The sequence below is a fragment of the uncultured Phycicoccus sp. genome (assembly GCF_947495705.1).
GTDB lineage: Bacteria > Actinomycetota > Actinomycetes > Actinomycetales > Dermatophilaceae > Phycicoccus.
Genome location: NZ_CANLZR010000003.1, coordinates 36,878 through 53,059 on the forward strand (window position 1 = coordinate 36,878; position 16,182 = coordinate 53,059).

Here is a 16,182-nt window from a genome sequence, read left to right on the forward strand (position 1 = left end):
TCGCCGTCCGGCTCAGCCGCCGGCGGCCTCGAGCGCCAGGAGGCGCTCCTTGGCCGCCGGGCCGCCGGCGTACCCCCCGATCCCACCCGTGGCCGGCACCACCCGGTGGCACGGGATGACGACGCAGAGCGGGTTGCCGCCGAGCGCGGTCCCCACCGCGCGGGCGGCCCGCGGGTGCCCGATCCGGCCCGCGAGCGACGCGTACGTCGTCCGCTGCCCGTAACCGACGCTCGTGGCCAGGCCGGACAGCACCTCTCGCTGGAAGGCCGAGGCGAGGGCGAGGTCCGGGACGACGTCGAGCGTGCGCGTCCGTCCGGCGAGATAGTCCTCCACCGCGTGCCTGAGGGCGTCGGTGTCAGCGGGTCGGCGCAGCACCCGCGGGCTCACCCGGTCCGCGACCCGCTGCAGCCAGCGGCCCGCGGCCTCGTCGTCGGGCGCGTACGCGCAGGTCACGACGCGGCGGTCCGCGCGGACGGCGAGCAGCAGCCGGCCCACAGCGGTGTCCTCGACGACGTACGAGACGTCGGTGGGAGGCAGCACCGGCGGGTGGGAGGTCCTGGGGGCGAGGGCGGTGAACGGGTTGGGGATGCTCATGAGGGGTCCTCGATGTCGAGCCGGAGGGTGGCGAGAGCGTCGCTGACCAGACGCCTGCTCATGCCGGGGGTGGTGCCGAGGGCGGTGGCGATCGCGCGATGGTCGAGGTCGCCCACGAAGCGCAGGACGACGGCCTCGCGCTGCCGGGCCGGGAGGGCCGCGACCCGGGCCCACAGCTCGCCGTCCGGCGGCTCCGGGTGGTCGACGGTCGCCGTCCCGGCGAGCGAGGGCGGGTCGTCGTGGGGCACCGTGCGCCGGGCCGAGCGGTGATGGTCCATCGCACATCGGTGCGTGATCGTCAGAAGCCACGAGCGGAGGTTGCGGGCGTGCGTGAGCCGGGGGTACGCGGCGAGCGCCTGGGTCCACGCCTGCTGGGCGACGTCCTCGGCGTACGACGGGCCGACGAGCCCGTGCGCGAGGCGCGCGACGTCACGCCAGTGGTCGTCGACGAGGTGCTGGAACGGTGGGAGGCTCACGATGGTCCAACGGTAGAGCGACGCAGGGTGTGAGTCCGGCGGTGTCGGTGGCGACGCGCGGCCCGGGACCGGCGCGCGGCCCGGGATGACCCGTTGGGGCCATATCGCAGCCTCGGCCCGCGGCGTAGCCTCCGGCCATGACCGCAGAGGCCACGACGCGGCGCGCGGGGATCGACGAGCTCGTCGATGTCGCCCGCCAGGGTCTCGACCGGGTCCAGGCGACGGACCTCGCAGCCGAGATGGCGGCCGGGGCCCTGGTCGTGGACACCCGGCCCGTCGAGCAGCGGCAACGGGACGGCGAGCTGCCGGGCGCCCTGGTCATCGACCGGAACGTCCTGGAGTGGCGCCTCGACCCCACCAGCCCGCACCACGTCGCCGAGATGACCGGCTCCGACTGCCGGGTCATCATCGTGTGCAACGAGGGCTACAGCTCGAGCCTGGCCGCCGCGACCCTGCGAACGCTCGGCATCGGCAGGGCGACCGACGTCGTGGGCGGGTTCCAGGCCCTGCGCCTCCTCGCCGGAGGCCCGACTCCCTGAGAGCCGGCCCGCCGGCCGCGGTCCGCTGCGGAGGTGGTTTCGGCGGGTTGCGGTCGCACACGGGGAGTCGGTACGCGAGGATCAGTGGTGTGACCGTCGAGCAGCAGACGCCCACCCGGACGCGACCCGTCGTCGTTGCCCACCGCGGGGCGAGCGCGGACCGGCCGGAGCACACCCTCGGGGCCTACGAGAAGGCCTTCGAGGACGGCGCCGACGGCGTCGAGTGCGATGTCCGTCTGACGGCGGACCATCATCTGGTCTGCGTCCACGATCGGCGCGTCGACCGGACCTCGAACGGTGCCGGCCTCGTCTCGACCCTCGAGCTGTCCCGCCTCGAGGAGCTCGACTGGGCCTCCTGGAAGACCCCCGCCGGCGACGACGAGGCCCCCGACCAGGACGAGGAGCGGGGGCGGCTGCTCACGCTGCGCCGGCTGCTCGACACCCTGGTCGGTACCGGGCGGGAGGTCGTCACCCTCATCGAGACCAAGCACCCCACCCGGCACGGCGACGACGTCGAGAAGACGCTCGTCCAGGCGCTGCGCTACTTCGACCTCGACCGCGGTGACACCCCGGGGCGGCCGCACGTGCGGGTCATGTCGTTCTCGGCCCGGGCGTTGGCGCGGGTGCACCGGCTGTCGCCGAAGGTCCCGCTCGTCCTGCTCATCGCGGACCGGGTGACGGCCAAGCCCCTCGACGGGACCCTGCCGCGCGGCGTCGGGGCGGTGGGCCTGGACATCCGGCTCGTCCGCCGCAAACCCCACCTGGTCCATCGGTACCGGTCACGGGGTCACAACGTGTTCGTGTGGACCGTCGACGAACCCGCCGACCTCGACCTGTGCAGCGATCTCGACGTCGACGTCGTCATCACGAACCACCCGGCCATGGCCATCGACCGGCTGGGAGCCAGAAGGTAGGGTCACGCCGTGACTTCGGACGACGTAGTTTCCTCCACCCGGATGGGCGATGACGGTCTGGCCGTCACCGAGTCCGCGGGGCCCGGCGCCGACAGCGTCATCTGCACGATGCGCGTCCCGGCCGACCCGGCGTCCGTCCGGATCGTGCGGCACGAGATCGTCCAGGACCTCCTGAACCGGGACCTCGACGAGGAGATCGTCGGCGAGGCCGAGATGGTCGCCTCCGAGCTGCTGACCAACGCGGTCCGGCACGCGCGTCCGCTGTCGGACGGCACGATCCGGGTCCGGTGGAAGATCCGCGCCGAGGTCGTCGAGGTGGAGGTCACCGACGGGGGCGGCGCCACCGTCCCGAAGCCTGCGCCGCGCACGGTGTGGCTGTCGTCGGGCCGCGGGCTGCGGATCGTCCGGTCGCTGGCCCACGAGTGGGGCGTCACCGAGGACCGCACCGGCAACGTCGTGTGGGCCACCCTCGGCGGGCCCAGCCGCCGCCGCGCCACCTGACCCGCCTCGACATTTCGGGGTCACCCCGGAATGTCAGTGCGCCGGGGATTCGGACGTCGTGCAGCGCTGACGAAACGGGGTGTCGCGCGGCGTGCGCTTCGAGCGGGGCGCCGGTCCGCCGCACGCCCGCCGGGCATTAGGGTGACGCGCATGGGCAAGGCATCTCGTCGTCAGCGCGCAGACCGCGCCTCCCGTCCCGCGGCCCCGAAGCCGGCGCCGTTCGAGCGGCGCCCGTTCGCGGGCCTGCCGAACGAGACCGACTGGGTCGCGATGCGCGAGATCATCCCCGCGGCCACCGCCGTCGTCACCGTCAAGCCGGCCCACGTCCCGGAGGGCGCGCCCGCCGAGGCCACCGTCGCCACCGTCCTGCCGCTCGCGTGGCCCGGGCTGCACCGCACCGACGGCACCGTCCTGATCGGCACCCAGTCCGGCAGCTCCAGCGGTGACGCCTCCCGCGACCTGGCGGCCCAGCTCCTCGCCGCGCTCGCCGCCGAGCAGGGGCACCCCGTCACCGCGACGCCCCCTGTCACGGCCGACAGCCCCCGGCTCCAGGACGTCCTCGCCGACGACACCTCGTTCGAGGTCACCGTCCACGAGGGCTTCGACTTCTGGGTCGAGGACCAGGACCTCGAGGGCGACGCCAAGGCCTCCCTCGAGCGCGCCAACGAGACCGTCGTCCCGACCGTCGCGATGACGAGCCTGCCGTCGGCCTACTGGGTCCGGATCGGCGACCGCGCCCACATCCGCGTCGTCCTGCCCGACGACGAGGACGCCGCCACCGACGCCCTCGCCCGGCTCCATGCCGCCGGCGAGGACGGCCTCGGCGAGGACACCCGCCTCCTCGGGGCCTTCCGGGCCTGCGGGCTGCTCGTGCCCGTCTGGGACCTCGACCCCGAGCGCGAGCCCTCCGACTACGAGGACGAGCTCGCGGCCTGGGGCACGCGCTACGCCGCAGCGCTCGCCGGGGACGCCGCGCTCACTCCCGACGAGCGCCGCGCCCGCTCGGGGCTCCTGAGCCGCCAGGTCACCCTCCGCTGATGAGCTCGATGGCCGCGCGGGTGGCCGTCGTCGTCCCCTGCAAGGACGAGGCCGAGCGCATCGCGGACACGGTGGCCGCCGTCCGCGCGCTGCCGCAGGTGGGCCGGGTCGTCGTCGTCGACGACGGCAGCACCGACGACACCGCCGCCGTGGCCGAGGCCGCCGGGGCCTCCGTCGTCCGGCACGAGCAGAACCGCGGCAAGGCCGCCGCCCTCGAGACCGGGGTGGCCCGGGTGCGCGAGCTGGAGCGGGCCGCCGCCGCCGACGACCCCGACGCCGCCTGGCCGGCCGCCCTCCTGTTCGTCGACGGCGACCTGCGCGAGACCGCCGCGAACCTCGGGGTCCTCACCGAGGCCGTCCTCACGGGCGACGCGGCGATGACCATCGCGACCCTGCCCGCGCAGATCACCGCGGGCGGCGGGCGGGGGCTCGTCGTCGGCCTGGCCCGCGACGGGATCGAGCGGCTCACCGGGTTCCGCCCGGTCCAGCCGCTGTCCGGGATGCGCTGCCTCTCGCCGGCGGCCTACGACGCGGCGACCCCGCTGGCCCGCGGCTGGGGCGTCGAGACCGCGCTCACCGTCGACGTGCTGCGGGCCGGGCTCGTCGTGCGTGAGGTGCCGTGCGACCTGCAGCACCGGGTGAGCGGGTCGGACTGGCGGGGCCAGCTGCACCGAGCCGCGCAGTACCGCGACGTCTGGCTGGCGCTCGTCCGGCGCGGCTGGCGGCCGTGGCAGCGGGGGTGACGGCGGACCCGTCGCATCGCGTCGGGGGACCCGAGACGGCCCGGCGCGCCCTGCTCGCGGTCTCGGTCGCGCTGCTCCTCCTCGTCGGCCTCAGCCGGCCCAACGCCGCCCAGCCCGACCTGCTGCCACGCGGCTGGGCTCCCGGGCCGCTCCTGCCGGTCAGCCTCGACCCCGCGGCCGTCACCGCCGTCCTCTGGGGCGCCTACGGCCTGGGCGCCGTCGCGGTGTGGCTCGGGCTGCGCGGTGCCGTCCCCGCGCTGCGCAGCCGGCTCGTGCCGCTCGGCGTGGGAGCCGCGGCGCTGCTGACCGCGCCGTTCGGCTCGGCGGACCACGTCAGCTACGTCGCGTACGGCCGGATCCTCGTCACCGGCGGGAACCCCTGGGTCGAGTCGCCGGTCGAGTGGGGCGGCGGGGCCGACCCGGTGACGAGCCGGGTCGAGGCGCCCTGGACCGAGGAGCCCAGCGTCTACGGGCCGTTCGCCACCCTGCTGCACGGCCTGTCGGCCTGGGCCGGGGGCGACTCCCTGCGCCAGGAGGTCTGGGCGTGGCAGGTGCTCGTCGTCCTCGCGTGGGTCGGGACGCGGGCCGCCCTGCGCCTGGCCCTGCCCGTGGAGCAGCACGGTCGGGTCGACGTCGCCTGGACCCTCAACCCGCTCGTCGTCGGCGTCGGGGTGCTCGGGGCGCACGTCGACGTCGTCGCCGTCGGGCTCGTCGTGGCGGCCGTGGCCCTCGGGGTGCGGCTCGCCGGCCCCCAGGGCGCTGCCGCCGCCGGGGCGGCGCTCGGGCTGGCCGCGTCGACCAAGGCCACGTACTCGATCGGGCTCCTGGCCTTCGCCGCCGCGGCGTGGCTCGTCCGCGGCGACGGCGCCCGCGCCGCCCGGGACGCGCTCACCCGGATCGCCCTCCTGGTCGTCGGGTTCGTCGTCGTCGCCGGCGCGCTGCAGCTGTGGGCCGGGGCCCACGTGTACGACCAGCTCGCCCGCTCGCGGCAGGCGGTGAGCCTGGCGACGCCGTGGCGCCCGCTGCTGGAGGCTCTGCGCCCCGAGCTCGGCGACGCCGACGCGCGCACCGTCGTCTCGGTGGCGGCAGCGGCGCTCGCGCTGGTCTTCGCCGTCGTCCTGCTGCGGGCCACCCGCGCCGTCGGCTCCGGGTCCGGCCGGCCCGCGGGCTGGGCCGCGACGGCGCTGTGGGTGCTCGCCGGGCTGCAGCTGGCCTACGTCCTCGCGGCGCCCTACTCCCTGCCGTGGTACGACGCCCTCGTCTGGGCCGCGCTGCCCGCGGTGGTGCCCGGCCGCGTCGACCTCCTCGCCCTGGCGCGGCTCACCGTCGCGGCGGTGGCCTACGTCCCGGGCCGGGTGCTCGGCATGACCCCGGGGGTGGAGGCGCTGACCCTCGGCTTCCGGCGCGAGGTGGCGCCCTGGCTCGTCCTCGCCCTGTGGCTGGCGCTCGTCAGCGTCGTCGGCGCCCGGCGCGCGTCCCGGACTGTGCCCGCGCCTCCTCGAGGACGACCCCGACGGTCACCGACACGATGAGCGGCACCGCGAGGGTCGCGCCGACGGCGGGGATGGCGACCCCGGAGTCGTTGAGCGCGAACCCGATGGCCAGGCACAGCAGCAAGGCGACGAGCCCGGCCCGCAGCGTCGGCGCCACCGCGTAGGAACGCTGCAGCGCGCGCGAGCCCCAGGACGTGGGGCGTGCGAGGACGACGGCGAGCACGAGAAGGGCGAGCGGGACGAGCAGGCTCAGCGGGGCCGTGTCGCGGATGAGCTCCAGGTTCTGCTCCGCCTTGCGCACGACGATGTCGTCGGCGGTGCCGTCGATGAGCGCCTGGATGAAGCGCCCCAGGTGGCTGCGGGAGCCGGGCGCCCGGAGCCAGTCGAGGCCCGAGACGGCGAAGAAGACGACGACGACCGCGGCCGCGAGCACCAGCCCGCGCTTGACGGTGAGCCGCAGCCCGAGGATCGCGAGGACGAAGACGACGACGGCGGGCAGCAGCGCCGGTGGGCCGCCCCCGTCCGCGCCCCAGAAGGGCGCCGCGTCGACGACGAGCGCGACGAACCCCAGCACGCCGACGGCGATCGCGGCGGCCTGGCGCTGCCCGCGGACCACGAGCGCCGACGACACGGCGGTGGCGAGCAGGAGGGTCGCCGTGGCGAACAGGGCGAACGTCGGGTTGCCCATGCCGTAGTACCGGCCGCCCACGACGGGCTGGAGCCCCATGAGGGAGGACAGCTGGAGCCGCGAGCCGGTGATGACGTCGGTCGCGAGGACGAGCATCGTCACCGCCGACACGAACGCCATCGGCCCCAGCGCCCAGTGCCGCCACGGGCCGCGGAGCGCGGCGGCCGCGATGAGCGCGACGAACCCGAGGACGACCGCGACGAGCGCGACCATCTCGACCGGGAAGCGCCACCACGGCACGAGGTTGGCGAGGAACGTCGAGACCGGCACGGCCGCCGCGGCGACCGACAGCGTCCGGACCCGGCCGAGCACCGTCGTGCGGGTGGCCTCCGACCCGATCCGGCCCTTCCACACGAGGAGGACGAGCAGGTACACGGCGAGCTGGCCGTACGCGAAGACCTGGAAGAACGGCTCGACGAGACCGTGGACGTCGTGGCTCGCCTCGTCGAGGTCACGCAGGGTCTGGACCCGCTCCAGCGCCCGCCGCTCGGAGTTGTCCGGCGCCGGGTCGGTGGTCAGGGTGGAGCCCTGGACCGCGTCCGGCACCGCCATCCCGACGCAGGAGAGGACGGTCGCCGTGACGTCCGCCGCCTGGGCGAGCCCGACCTGCCGGGTGGATTCCGAGACGAGCATCCCCGGGCCGAAGCTCGGCCCGCGGGCGAGGACCATGCGGAGCCGCTCGGACCGCCCGGCGTCGGCGAGGCTCGCGACGATGAAGTCGGCACCGTTGGGTCCGGCGTCGACGACCGCGCCGATCCGCTGGTCGATCTCGCGGATCTGCTCGGCACGGGAGCCGGAGCCGAGCTCGCCCTCGGGGAGGTCGTCCGGGTCGCGCACGGAGCCGACGTCGACGAGGGTGACCGGGCAGGCGTTGAGGTCGACGAGGAGGTTCTCGGGGTCGAGCTCGCTCCACATCCCCACCGTCCCGTCGGGCAGCGCCGCTCCGGCGGCGGCGTACCGGCCGAGGGAGCGCAGGCACATCCCGGAGTCCGCGACCTGCTGCCCGAGCAGGCCGAGGCGGGTGTCGAACGCGGTGGCGTCCGCGGCCGCGACGTACGTCGGCCACTCGGTGACGCGGTCGCCGACGACGGTGGGGGGGCCCGGGCACGGCCGGTCGGCCGGGTCGGCGGCGGCGCCGTCGCGGGGCGCGCCGGCACGGGACCCCGCCGAGAGCCCCAGCCACCCGTCGGCCGGGCAGGTGTTGGCGGCGACGGAGCGCACCGACATGGCGGCGGAGGAGCCGTCCCGCAGCAGGAGCCACAGGTTGGGCGTCGTCTCCTCGTCGATGTCGGACCAGCTGATGCCGCCGGTGCCGATGAGCACGACCGCGCCGGTGCGGTCCTGGGCGACGGCCGCATCCGAGCGCGCGAGGCCGACCCCGGCCCCGGCGAGCGCGGCAACGAGGGCCAGCGCAACGGCGAGGGCTCTGCGGGTCACGCGGGACAGGCTACGCAACGCTGTGACAATGGTCCGGTGAGCACCCCGACCTCGACGCGCCGTCGCGCCGTGCCCCGGCACCGGTGGGTGCTCGCGGTGGTGCTCATCGCGGCCGCGGCGAGCCCGGTCGCCCTGCGCTACCTCGTGTTCTGGCCGCTGGACCAGTGGCAGGTCGACGTCGACGTGTACCGGGACGCCGGGGTCTCGATCCTCACCGGCCGCCCGGTGTACGAGACGCTCACCGAGGCGCCGCAGCTGCTGCCCTTCACGTACCCGCCGTTCGCGGCGCTGCTCGCCGTGCCGCTCGCGCTCCTGCCGTTCGGGGTCGTCGGCTGGCTGTGGACGGCGATGCAGGTGCTCGCGACGACGATGACCACGTACTACGCCGGGTGGCGGATCCTGCGCCCGACGGGGCCGTGGCTGCCTCTGGCCCTCGCGGCGCTCACGGCGCCGATGCTGTGGCTCCACCCGGTGGGTGACGGCATCCGGTTCGGCCAGGTCAACGCGTTCATCGTCCTGGCGTGCCTCATGGACCTCCGCGAGCCGCGGCCGGGCCTGGCCCGGTGGCTGCCCCGGGGCGCGCTCGTCGGGCTCGCGATGGCCGTCAAGCTGACCCCGGGCGTCTTCGTCGTGCACTTCCTCGTGACCCGCCGCTGGCGGGAGGCCGCGACCGCCGTCGGCACGGCCGCTGCGGTGACCGTCGGCGCGGCCCTCGTGCTGCCCCAGGCGTCGTGGGCGTTCTGGACGGGTGCGCTGCGCGACAGCGACCGGCTGGGTCCGAACGCGGGCACCTCGAACCAGTCGATGCGCGGCCTGCTGCTGCGGATGGGGCTGGACGGCACCGGGGGGACGCTCGCCTGGCTGGCCCTCGTCGGGGTCGTCGCGGTGCTCGGGTTCGCGCTGGCGCGGCGGATGTACGAGCGCGGCGACTCCGTCGCGGAGGTCGCGGTCGTCGGGTTGCTCGCGTGCCTGCTCTCGCCGGTCGCGTGGGTGCACCACTACCACTGGGTCGTCGTCGTCATCCTCGCGCTGCTCGGCGCCGCCCCGTGGCTCGACCGCCGCCGGCTCGTCGCCGGGGTGGCCGTCGCGGTCTTCTTCACCCTCCGGCTGCCGTGGTGGGGTATCGACTGGCTGGCCCAGCGGGACTGGCCCGAGTGGCCCGGCCGGGTCCTCCAGAACGCCGACGTGGTCGGCGGCCTGGCGTGCCTGGCCCTGCTGTGGTGGGTCGCGCGGCGGCCCCCGGCCGCCGCGGACGTGGCCCCCCACGTCCCCGCCGCGCAGTCCGCCGCGCTCGGGGGGCGCGCCCCGTGAGGCCCGACGGGATTCTGCTGCCGGACACCCCGGCCGGGGCCGAGGTCGAGGTCCGCTCGCGGTCCGGTGTCGACCTCGTCGTCGTGGCCGAGCGGGTCGGGCTGCCGTTCCGGGTCCGTCCGGTGGCGCTGTCCACGGCCCTCATCGCGGCGGGTGTCGTCGCCGTCGTGGTCGTGGGTCGGGACGCCCCGGCCGGCCCCGACCTCGGCGCGTGGCAGCTGCTGGTGAACCTCGGCGCCATCGGTGCGGCGTACGCGGTGCACCGGGTGGCGGCCGTGGTCCAGCGGGCCGCGGTGCGGGCGCGTTCGACGCGGTGGAAGGTCGGGGTCGTCGCTCCCGACCCGCACCGGGCCCCCCGTGGCCAGTGGGTCCTGCTCGAGGAGCGGCTCCCGGCGGGCGAGGACCCGCGGGACCGGATGGGCGCACTCGTCGACGACGTCCGGTCCGGGGGGTTCGACACGCAGAAGCGCGTGCTCGGGCTGCGGGCGTCGCTGCGACGCTGACGCGGCGGCCGATGCTGGAACGTCCGCGCGCGCCCGCGGTCTCCGCCCTAGCCTGAGGGGCATGGTCCTGCCGCTCCCGGTCGAGCTCGCCGTCCTCGGCGGCTGGCTGCTCGCGCTCGCGGCGCTCGGGGTGGTCGTCGTCCTCCTCGCCCGCACCGCGGCGCTGGGGCGGCGGCTGTCGGCGCTCGAGCAGCACCGCCCGGCGGGGGACGCCGACCTCGCGGCACTCCGGGCTGAGGTGGCGCAGACGCTCAAGCACGTCGCCGTCGTCCGCTACGACGCTTTCGCCGACATGGGCGGCCGGCTCAGCTTCAGCGCCGCCGTCGTCGACGACTCCGGTGACGGCCTCGTGCTCAGCTCCATCCATGCCCGGGGAGAGTCCCGGACCTACGCCAAGGGCGTGGTCGCCGGTGCGTCCGACGCCACGCTCACCCCCGAGGAGCAGCAGGCCCTGGCCGCCGCCCGCACCGGGAAGGACCCCTCGTGACCGCACGGTTCGGCTACCTCGGCCCCGAGGGGACCTTCACGTCGATGGCGCTCGACCAGTGGGCGCCCGCCGCCGACGCCGAGCGGGTCGCCTACGGCTCGGTCGACGGCGCCCTGGCGGCGCTGCGTGCCGGCGAGATCGACGGCGCGATGGTGCCGATCGAGAACTCCGTCGAGGGCGGGGTGTCGGCGACGCTCGACGCGCTCGCGAGCGGGGACCCGCTCCTCGTCACCGCCGAGGTCATGGTGCCCATCACCTTCGTGCTGGCCGCTCCCCCCGGGACGGGCCTGGCCGAGGTCCGCGCCGTCGGCACGCACTCGCACGCCTGGGCGCAGGTGCGGGGCTGGATGGGGGCGCACCTGCCGGACGCCGCCTACGTCCCGACCTTGTCGACGGCGGCCGCGGCCGCAGCGCTCGCCACGGGCGACCAGCCGTTCGACGCCGCGGTCTGCGCCCCCGCGGCCGCGTCGCTCAACGGCCTCGCGGTGCTCGCCGCCGGGATCGGCGACATGCAGGCGGCGGTGACGCGGTTCGTCCTCGTCGCCCGGCCCGGCACGATGCCCGAGCCCACCGGGGCCGACAAGACGACCGTGGTCCTCTACCAGCGCGACGACCACGCGGGTGGCCTGCTCGAGCTGCTCGAGCAGTTCGCGGCCCGTGGCATCAACCTGACCCGGCTGGAGTCCCGTCCCACGAAGGCGTCGATGGGGGCCTACTGCTTCTCGGTCGACGTCGAGGGCCACGTCCGCGACGAGCGGCTGGGCGAGGCGCTCATGGGGCTGAAGCGGGTCTGCGCCGAGGTGCGCTTCCTCGGCTCCTACCCCCGCGCCGACCGGCGCCGGGCGACCGTCGGGCCGCGGGCCAGCGATGCCGACTTCACGGCGGCCCGTGACTGGCTGGGCCACATCCGGGGCGACCGCGCCTGACGTCAGGGCGCGGCCGTCGGCGTCTCGCGTTCCAGGCCGAGCCAGAACCGCTCGCCCGGACCCCAGTGCAGGGCGAGGTACGGGCCCGCGGTCTCGAGTCGCGGGCGCGCGGCGAGCATGTCGAGGACCCACCCCTCCTGCGCGGTGACGGCGGGGTCGAGGCAGCCCATCTCGGTGACGGCCAGCCCGGTGTCCGCGATGACGAGGCGGGAGTCCTCGACGGCGACCGTCCCGCTGCCGCTGTTGCAGCCGGTGCTGACCTGGAGCAGGTCACCGTCGACCGCCAGCACGATGGGCGCGGCGAAGGGGGCCGGCGTCGTCGTGTCGTTGACGGCGGTCCACCGCCCGGCCAGCTGGTCGAGGGACCGGACCGGCGTCTGGTCGCCGCCGAGGGCGTCGTCCCCGGCCGGTCCGCCCCACCGGGTGGCGACGATGACGGTGAGGACGAGCACCGTCACGGTGGCCGCGACGGCGGCGGCGACGACGCGCTTGCTCCTCATGGAGGTCCGACGCCGGCCGGGGCGGGCCGGTTCCGGGGCCTGGCGGCGGCCGTCACACCGGGCCGTCGGTGTGCTCGCTGACCCACGCGTCGACCTCGCGCCAGCGGTCGTCCAGCCAGGCCCCGAACACGACGGGGTCGCCGGGCACGGTGTCGGCGGCGTAGGTCCAGGTCGTGACGAGGAACGGCCGGCCGTGGAACGGCAGCGCGTCCCAGATGAGCCGCGCCGTCGACAGCTCGCCGAACCCGGCGTGCGCGATGACCATGACGTCGGCGTCCGGCCGGGCCGAGCGCACCGCCCACGCGCCTCGGACCTTCGGCGGCAGGACGTGGACGAGCCGCTCGGCGCGCTCCGCCCGGTCGTGCTGGCCGCGGCGCCGCAGCGCGGTGATGACCCGTCGCCGGCGGGTCGGGGTCCAGTTCTGCCCCTCGGGGAACAGGAGGAACACCTCGTCCTCCTCGAGGCTCGCGGCCATCGAGCGCACCCCGGCGAGCCGGTCCTCCCTGCTGCCGGAGGGGACGAAGAACGAGTCGAGCCGGGTGAGGATGGTGTCGACCCCGGGGTCCCACCGCATGGCCTCCGCGAGGACGATGCGCGGCAGCCGGCCGACGGTGCGGGTCAGCAGCCACGTGATCGCGAGCGAGTCGAAGGGGCCGGCATGGCGGGCGAACGCGACGAGCGGCTCGGCGTGGCTCCCGAAGTGCATCCGGTCCGCCAGCTTGACCTCGAGCCCCAGCCACCGGCGCGTGTAGTACATGAGCGAGTCGAGGGCGCCGCCGAGGAGGCGTTCGTGGTCCTCGCGCCACGTGGGGGAGGAGCCGTCCGGGCTGCGCGCCCACAACGCCCAGCAGTGCACGAGCATCCGGATGTCCACCCACATGAGCACGACGGCGAGGCATGACACGCGGAAGAGGCGTGCCCGCCGGTCGACGAGGGAGTGCAGGGCGCCCGCGACGATCACCGGGACCATGACGCCGGTGATGACGACCCCGACGAGCGGCCACACGACGTGGAGGAACCGCCGCGCGAGCTGCGGCGGGGGCGGGATGCTGCGCAGGCCCATGCCGGGAGCCTAGGGGGCGGCGGGCTCGCTCCCGGGAGGTCAGAGCAGCGACAGGTACTCGGCCGACGCCTCGTAGGCCTGCTGGGCGCGCTCGCGCATCCGGCTGGTCCGCACGTGCCGCACCGGCAGGTTCGGGCTCGACGCCGCACCGCTGGGCAGGACGTGCGTCTCGACCGAGTCCGGCATCGCCTCCATCTCGTGCACGAACCGATGCCTCCGGGCGATCTCGAACGCGACCGTCCCCACCTCCCACGGCCAGCGCGGCGGGCTGAGCGGCTGCTCGACGCGGCCGACCTGGAGGACGAACATCCGGGTCACCCCGAGCTCCACGGCCCGCCCGACCGGGATCGAGTGCACGAGCCCGCCGTCGAGGTAGTGGCGACCGCCGATCTCGACCGGCGGGAAGAGTCCTGGTACCGAGCACGAGGCGGCCACGGGGCCGACCAGCTCGCCGGAGGTGAACCACTGCGCGCTGCTGTCCTCGATGCAGGCCGCCACGCACTGGAACGGGACGGCGAGCTCGTCGAAGAAGTCGACCGGGAGGTACTCGTCGACGACGCGGCGCAGCGGACCGCTCGAGAACAGGTGCGTCTGGGAGCGGGCGAACCGGGCCACCTGCCGCACGGGGTTCTCGACGAACACCCGGTCGGCGATGACGGAGTCCCACACCTGGGCGAGCCGCTCCGCGCCCGCGGGGGTGGGGTCCGCCGCCACGAACGCCCCGTTGAGCGCACCGATGCTCGTGCCGAGTACGAGGTCGGGGCGGATGCCGCCGTCGGCCAGCGCCCGGATCATCCCGACCTGCGTCGCGCCGAGGATGCCCCCGCCACCGAGGACGAAGGCCGTGAGTGGGCGCGCTGTCATGCGCTCAGCCTAGGCATGACATCCCATCGGACATCTGGGATCCTCGAGCGCATGACACAGCGCCGTCGTCACCCTGGCGTCGACGCGTACATCGTCGGTCTGCCGGGCTGGCAGAGCGAGGTCGCGGGGCACCTGCGCGAGCTGGTTTGGGCGGCGGACCCGGGCATCGAGGAGACGATCAAGCGCAGAGTCCAGCCGTACTTCGTCCTCCAGGGGAACGTCTGCGCCCTGCTGGGCACGAAGGACCACCTCAACCTCTTCGTGTACGACGGGGCGATCGTGCCGGATCCCGCCGGCATCATCACTGGAGGTCACGACAACGAGACCGCGCGCACGGTCGCGTTCTACGAGGGCGACGCGATCCCCGACGGCCCCCTGACGACCATGCTGCGTCAGATCGCCGCGAACAACCGTGCCGGCGGCTGGCGGCGCATCAAGGCGCAGATGGCCGCGCGCGAGGAGGGGCAGCACCCCGCCGGGTAGCCTCGGCTCCATGTCCGGTGCGGCGATCTTCGACCTGGACCGCACCCTCCTCCAGGGCGGCACCGGCCCCCTGCTGTCGCGCGCGATGTACGACCTCGGCGTCGTCACGCGCCGCCTCCCCGGCGAGGGGCTCCTGTACTCGGTCTTCGACCGCCTCGGCGAGACCCTGCCGTCGATCGCCCTGGCCCGCCAGGCCACGAGGATCGCCAAGGGCCGCGAGGGGACGACGTTCGACGTCGCCGCCACTGCGGCGGCCGAGGCCATCGCCGACGTCGTCCACCCGTTCGCGCTCCGGCTCATCGAGGAGCACCACGCCGCCGGACGCCCGGTGGTGCTCGCGACGACGACGCCGGAGCATCTCGTGCGCCCACTCGCGAAACGGCTCGGGGTCGACCACGTCGTGGCCACCCGGTACGCCCTCACCGAGGACGGCCTCTTCGACGGCACCCTGGACGGGCCCTTCGTGTGGTCCCGCGGCAAGCTCGCCGCCGTGCGCGCCTGGGCGGAGCGTGAGGACATCGACCTCGCCGAGAGCTTCGCGTACTCCGACTCGATCTTCGACCTCCCGCTCCTGCGGGCGGTCGGGAACCCCGCCGCGGTCAATCCCGACCCGCGGCTCACCGTCTACGCGCTCGCCCGGGGGTGGCCCATCGTGCATTTCGACGTCTCGCCAGGAGTGGTGAAGGTGCCCGTCCTCGGGGTGGAGCTGCAGCGGCTCCTCTTCCTGGCCAACCCGCCGGTGTTCTGGCCCTACGCCCGGTTCGACGTGTCCGGGACCGAGCACATCCCGAGCACCGGCGCGGCCGTCCTCGCCGGCAACCACCGGTCCTACTTCGACATCCCCGCGATGATCCAGATGATGCGGCCCACGAAGCGGACCGGGCGGATCCTCGCGAAGAAGGAGCTCTTCGAGCTGCCGGTCGTCGGGCCGCTGGCGCTGGCCCTCGGTGGCATCCCGGTCAACCGGTCCTCCGGCGGCACGGAGTCGCTGGAGGCCGCGGCCGCCGCGCTCGAGGCCGGCGAGATCGTCTGCCTGCTGCCACAGGGGACCATCCCGCGGGGCGAGCGGTTCTACGATCCCGTCCTCACCGGTCGCACCGGCGCCGCCCGGCTGGCGGCCGCGACCGGCGCCCCGGTCATCCCGTTCGGGATCTGGGGGAGCGAGAAGGTGTGGCCGCGGTCGTCGCCGGTGCCGCGGATGCACACGCTGACGAACCCGCCGACGGTCCAGGTGCGGGTGGGGCCGCCCGTCGAGCTCGACGGCGAGTCCCCCGTCGAGGACACCCGGCGCATCATGGCGGCCATCGCCGACCTCCTGCCGCCCGAGGCGCGTGAGGCCCGGACCCCGACGGCGGAGGAGATCCGGCTGGCGTCCCCGCGCCCCCGAAAGAGCTGAGCCGGGGCGGCCGGCCGGTCCGCGCCCCGCCGCGGAAGGTGGTGACCGGGCCGGTACCTGCCGTGACCAATAGGTCGATCGGGGTACGGAAGGCGGTGTCCGGTCCGTACCTGCCGTGACCTATTGGTCGATGTCGGTACGGAAGGTGATGGTCGGGCCCGTACCTGCCGTGACCAATAGGTCGATCTCGGCACGGAAGGTCCTGGTCGGGCCCGTATTTGCCGTG

The 16,182-nt window shown here is 75.2% G+C and carries 18 protein-coding genes; 12 read left to right on the forward strand and 6 right to left on the reverse strand.

Going from position 1 to position 16,182, the window contains the following annotated elements:
• Positions 1-12: 12 nt before the first annotated feature.
• Positions 13-594: a methylated-DNA--[protein]-cysteine S-methyltransferase gene (locus tag Q0963_RS05365; RefSeq protein WP_299443758.1), complete on the reverse strand. Its 582-nt coding sequence runs from the start codon at positions 592-594 to the stop codon at positions 13-15.
• Positions 591-1,070 carry an RNA polymerase sigma factor gene (locus Q0963_RS05370; protein WP_299443761.1) on the reverse strand — a complete coding sequence of 160 codons (480 nt, stop codon included), beginning with the start codon at positions 1,068-1,070 and terminating at the stop codon, positions 591-593. Before Q0963_RS05370 ends, Q0963_RS05365 begins: the two co-directional genes overlap by 4 nt.
• Positions 1,071-1,207: 137 nt before the next feature.
• Here Q0963_RS05370 and Q0963_RS05375 point away from each other — a divergent pair, with 137 nt between their 5' ends.
• The 6 genes from Q0963_RS05375 to Q0963_RS05400 all read left to right on the forward strand — a co-directional run bounded on the left by Q0963_RS05375 (position 1,208) and on the right by Q0963_RS05400 (position 6,337).
• The gene (locus tag Q0963_RS05375) at positions 1,208-1,609 is read left to right on the forward strand and encodes a rhodanese-like domain-containing protein (protein ID WP_299443765.1); all 402 of its coding nucleotides are present in this window, start codon (positions 1,208-1,210) and stop codon (positions 1,607-1,609) included.
• Between the two features lie 89 nt (positions 1,610-1,698).
• Positions 1,699-2,523 (forward strand): glycerophosphodiester phosphodiesterase family protein, encoded by an 825-nt coding sequence (locus tag Q0963_RS05380; protein ID WP_299443768.1) that lies wholly within the window; start codon positions 1,699-1,701, stop codon positions 2,521-2,523.
• 9 nt (positions 2,524-2,532) lie between these two features.
• On the forward strand, positions 2,533-3,024 hold the full coding sequence (locus Q0963_RS05385; protein ID WP_367180030.1) for an ATP-binding protein: 492 nt from the start codon (positions 2,533-2,535) through the stop codon (positions 3,022-3,024).
• Between the two features lie 150 nt (positions 3,025-3,174).
• A complete protein-coding gene (locus Q0963_RS05390; protein ID WP_299443771.1) occupies positions 3,175-4,062 on the forward strand; it encodes a DUF5926 family protein in 888 nt (295 codons plus the stop codon).
• On the forward strand, positions 4,062-4,805 hold the full coding sequence (locus Q0963_RS05395) for a glycosyltransferase (protein ID WP_299443774.1): 744 nt from the start codon (positions 4,062-4,064) through the stop codon (positions 4,803-4,805). Before Q0963_RS05390 ends, Q0963_RS05395 begins: the two co-directional genes overlap by 1 nt.
• The gene (locus Q0963_RS05400) at positions 4,802-6,337 is read left to right on the forward strand and encodes a hypothetical protein (protein ID WP_299443777.1); all 1,536 of its coding nucleotides are present in this window, start codon (positions 4,802-4,804) and stop codon (positions 6,335-6,337) included. The genes Q0963_RS05395 and Q0963_RS05400 overlap by 4 nt, the downstream gene beginning before the upstream one ends.
• Here the strand turns inward: Q0963_RS05400 and Q0963_RS05405 are convergent.
• Positions 6,255-8,423 carry a hypothetical protein gene (locus Q0963_RS05405; RefSeq protein ID WP_299443780.1) on the reverse strand — a complete coding sequence of 723 codons (2,169 nt, stop codon included), beginning with the start codon at positions 8,421-8,423 and terminating at the stop codon, positions 6,255-6,257. The genes Q0963_RS05400 and Q0963_RS05405 overlap by 83 nt on opposite strands.
• Before the next feature lie 36 nt (positions 8,424-8,459).
• Between Q0963_RS05405 and Q0963_RS05410 the strand changes: the two genes are divergently transcribed.
• The 4 genes from Q0963_RS05410 (at position 8,460) to pheA (ending at position 11,650) form a co-directional block, all read left to right on the forward strand.
• Complete coding sequence (locus Q0963_RS05410) at positions 8,460-9,734, forward strand: glycosyltransferase 87 family protein (protein WP_299443783.1); 1,275 nt, start codon at positions 8,460-8,462, stop codon at positions 9,732-9,734.
• Positions 9,731-10,237, forward strand: a complete 507-nt coding sequence (locus tag Q0963_RS05415) for a hypothetical protein (RefSeq protein ID WP_299443786.1) — start codon at positions 9,731-9,733, stop codon at positions 10,235-10,237. Before Q0963_RS05410 ends, Q0963_RS05415 begins: the two co-directional genes overlap by 4 nt.
• A gap of 61 nt (positions 10,238-10,298) precedes the next feature.
• Complete coding sequence (locus tag Q0963_RS05420) at positions 10,299-10,724, forward strand: DUF4446 family protein (RefSeq protein WP_299443789.1); 426 nt, start codon at positions 10,299-10,301, stop codon at positions 10,722-10,724.
• On the forward strand, positions 10,721-11,650 hold the full coding sequence (gene pheA / locus Q0963_RS05425; RefSeq protein ID WP_299443792.1) for a prephenate dehydratase: 930 nt from the start codon (positions 10,721-10,723) through the stop codon (positions 11,648-11,650). The genes Q0963_RS05420 and pheA overlap by 4 nt, the downstream gene beginning before the upstream one ends.
• Positions 11,651-11,652: 2 nt before the next feature.
• Here pheA and Q0963_RS05430 read toward each other — a convergent pair whose 3' ends face one another.
• Genes Q0963_RS05430 through Q0963_RS05440 form a run of 3 tightly spaced genes read right to left on the reverse strand, consistent with a single transcriptional unit; the run spans position 11,653 to position 14,077 of the window.
• Positions 11,653-12,150 (reverse strand): META domain-containing protein, encoded by a 498-nt coding sequence (locus Q0963_RS05430; protein ID WP_299443795.1) that lies wholly within the window; start codon positions 12,148-12,150, stop codon positions 11,653-11,655.
• 52 nt (positions 12,151-12,202) lie between these two features.
• On the reverse strand, positions 12,203-13,213 hold the full coding sequence (locus Q0963_RS05435; protein WP_299443798.1) for a 1-acyl-sn-glycerol-3-phosphate acyltransferase: 1,011 nt from the start codon (positions 13,211-13,213) through the stop codon (positions 12,203-12,205).
• Between the two features lie 39 nt (positions 13,214-13,252).
• On the reverse strand, positions 13,253-14,077 hold the full coding sequence (locus tag Q0963_RS05440; protein WP_299443801.1) for a patatin-like phospholipase family protein: 825 nt from the start codon (positions 14,075-14,077) through the stop codon (positions 13,253-13,255).
• Positions 14,078-14,128: 51 nt separating this feature from the next.
• On the opposite strand from Q0963_RS05440, the gene Q0963_RS05445 reads away from it, so the two are divergent.
• Both Q0963_RS05445 and Q0963_RS05450 read left to right on the forward strand, forming a co-directional pair.
• The gene (locus Q0963_RS05445; RefSeq protein WP_299443804.1) at positions 14,129-14,560 is read left to right on the forward strand and encodes a DUF1801 domain-containing protein; all 432 of its coding nucleotides are present in this window, start codon (positions 14,129-14,131) and stop codon (positions 14,558-14,560) included.
• A 10-nt stretch (positions 14,561-14,570) separates the two neighbouring features.
• On the forward strand, positions 14,571-15,956 hold the full coding sequence (locus tag Q0963_RS05450; protein ID WP_299443807.1) for an HAD-IB family hydrolase: 1,386 nt from the start codon (positions 14,571-14,573) through the stop codon (positions 15,954-15,956).
• Positions 15,957-16,182 lie beyond the last annotated feature (226 nt).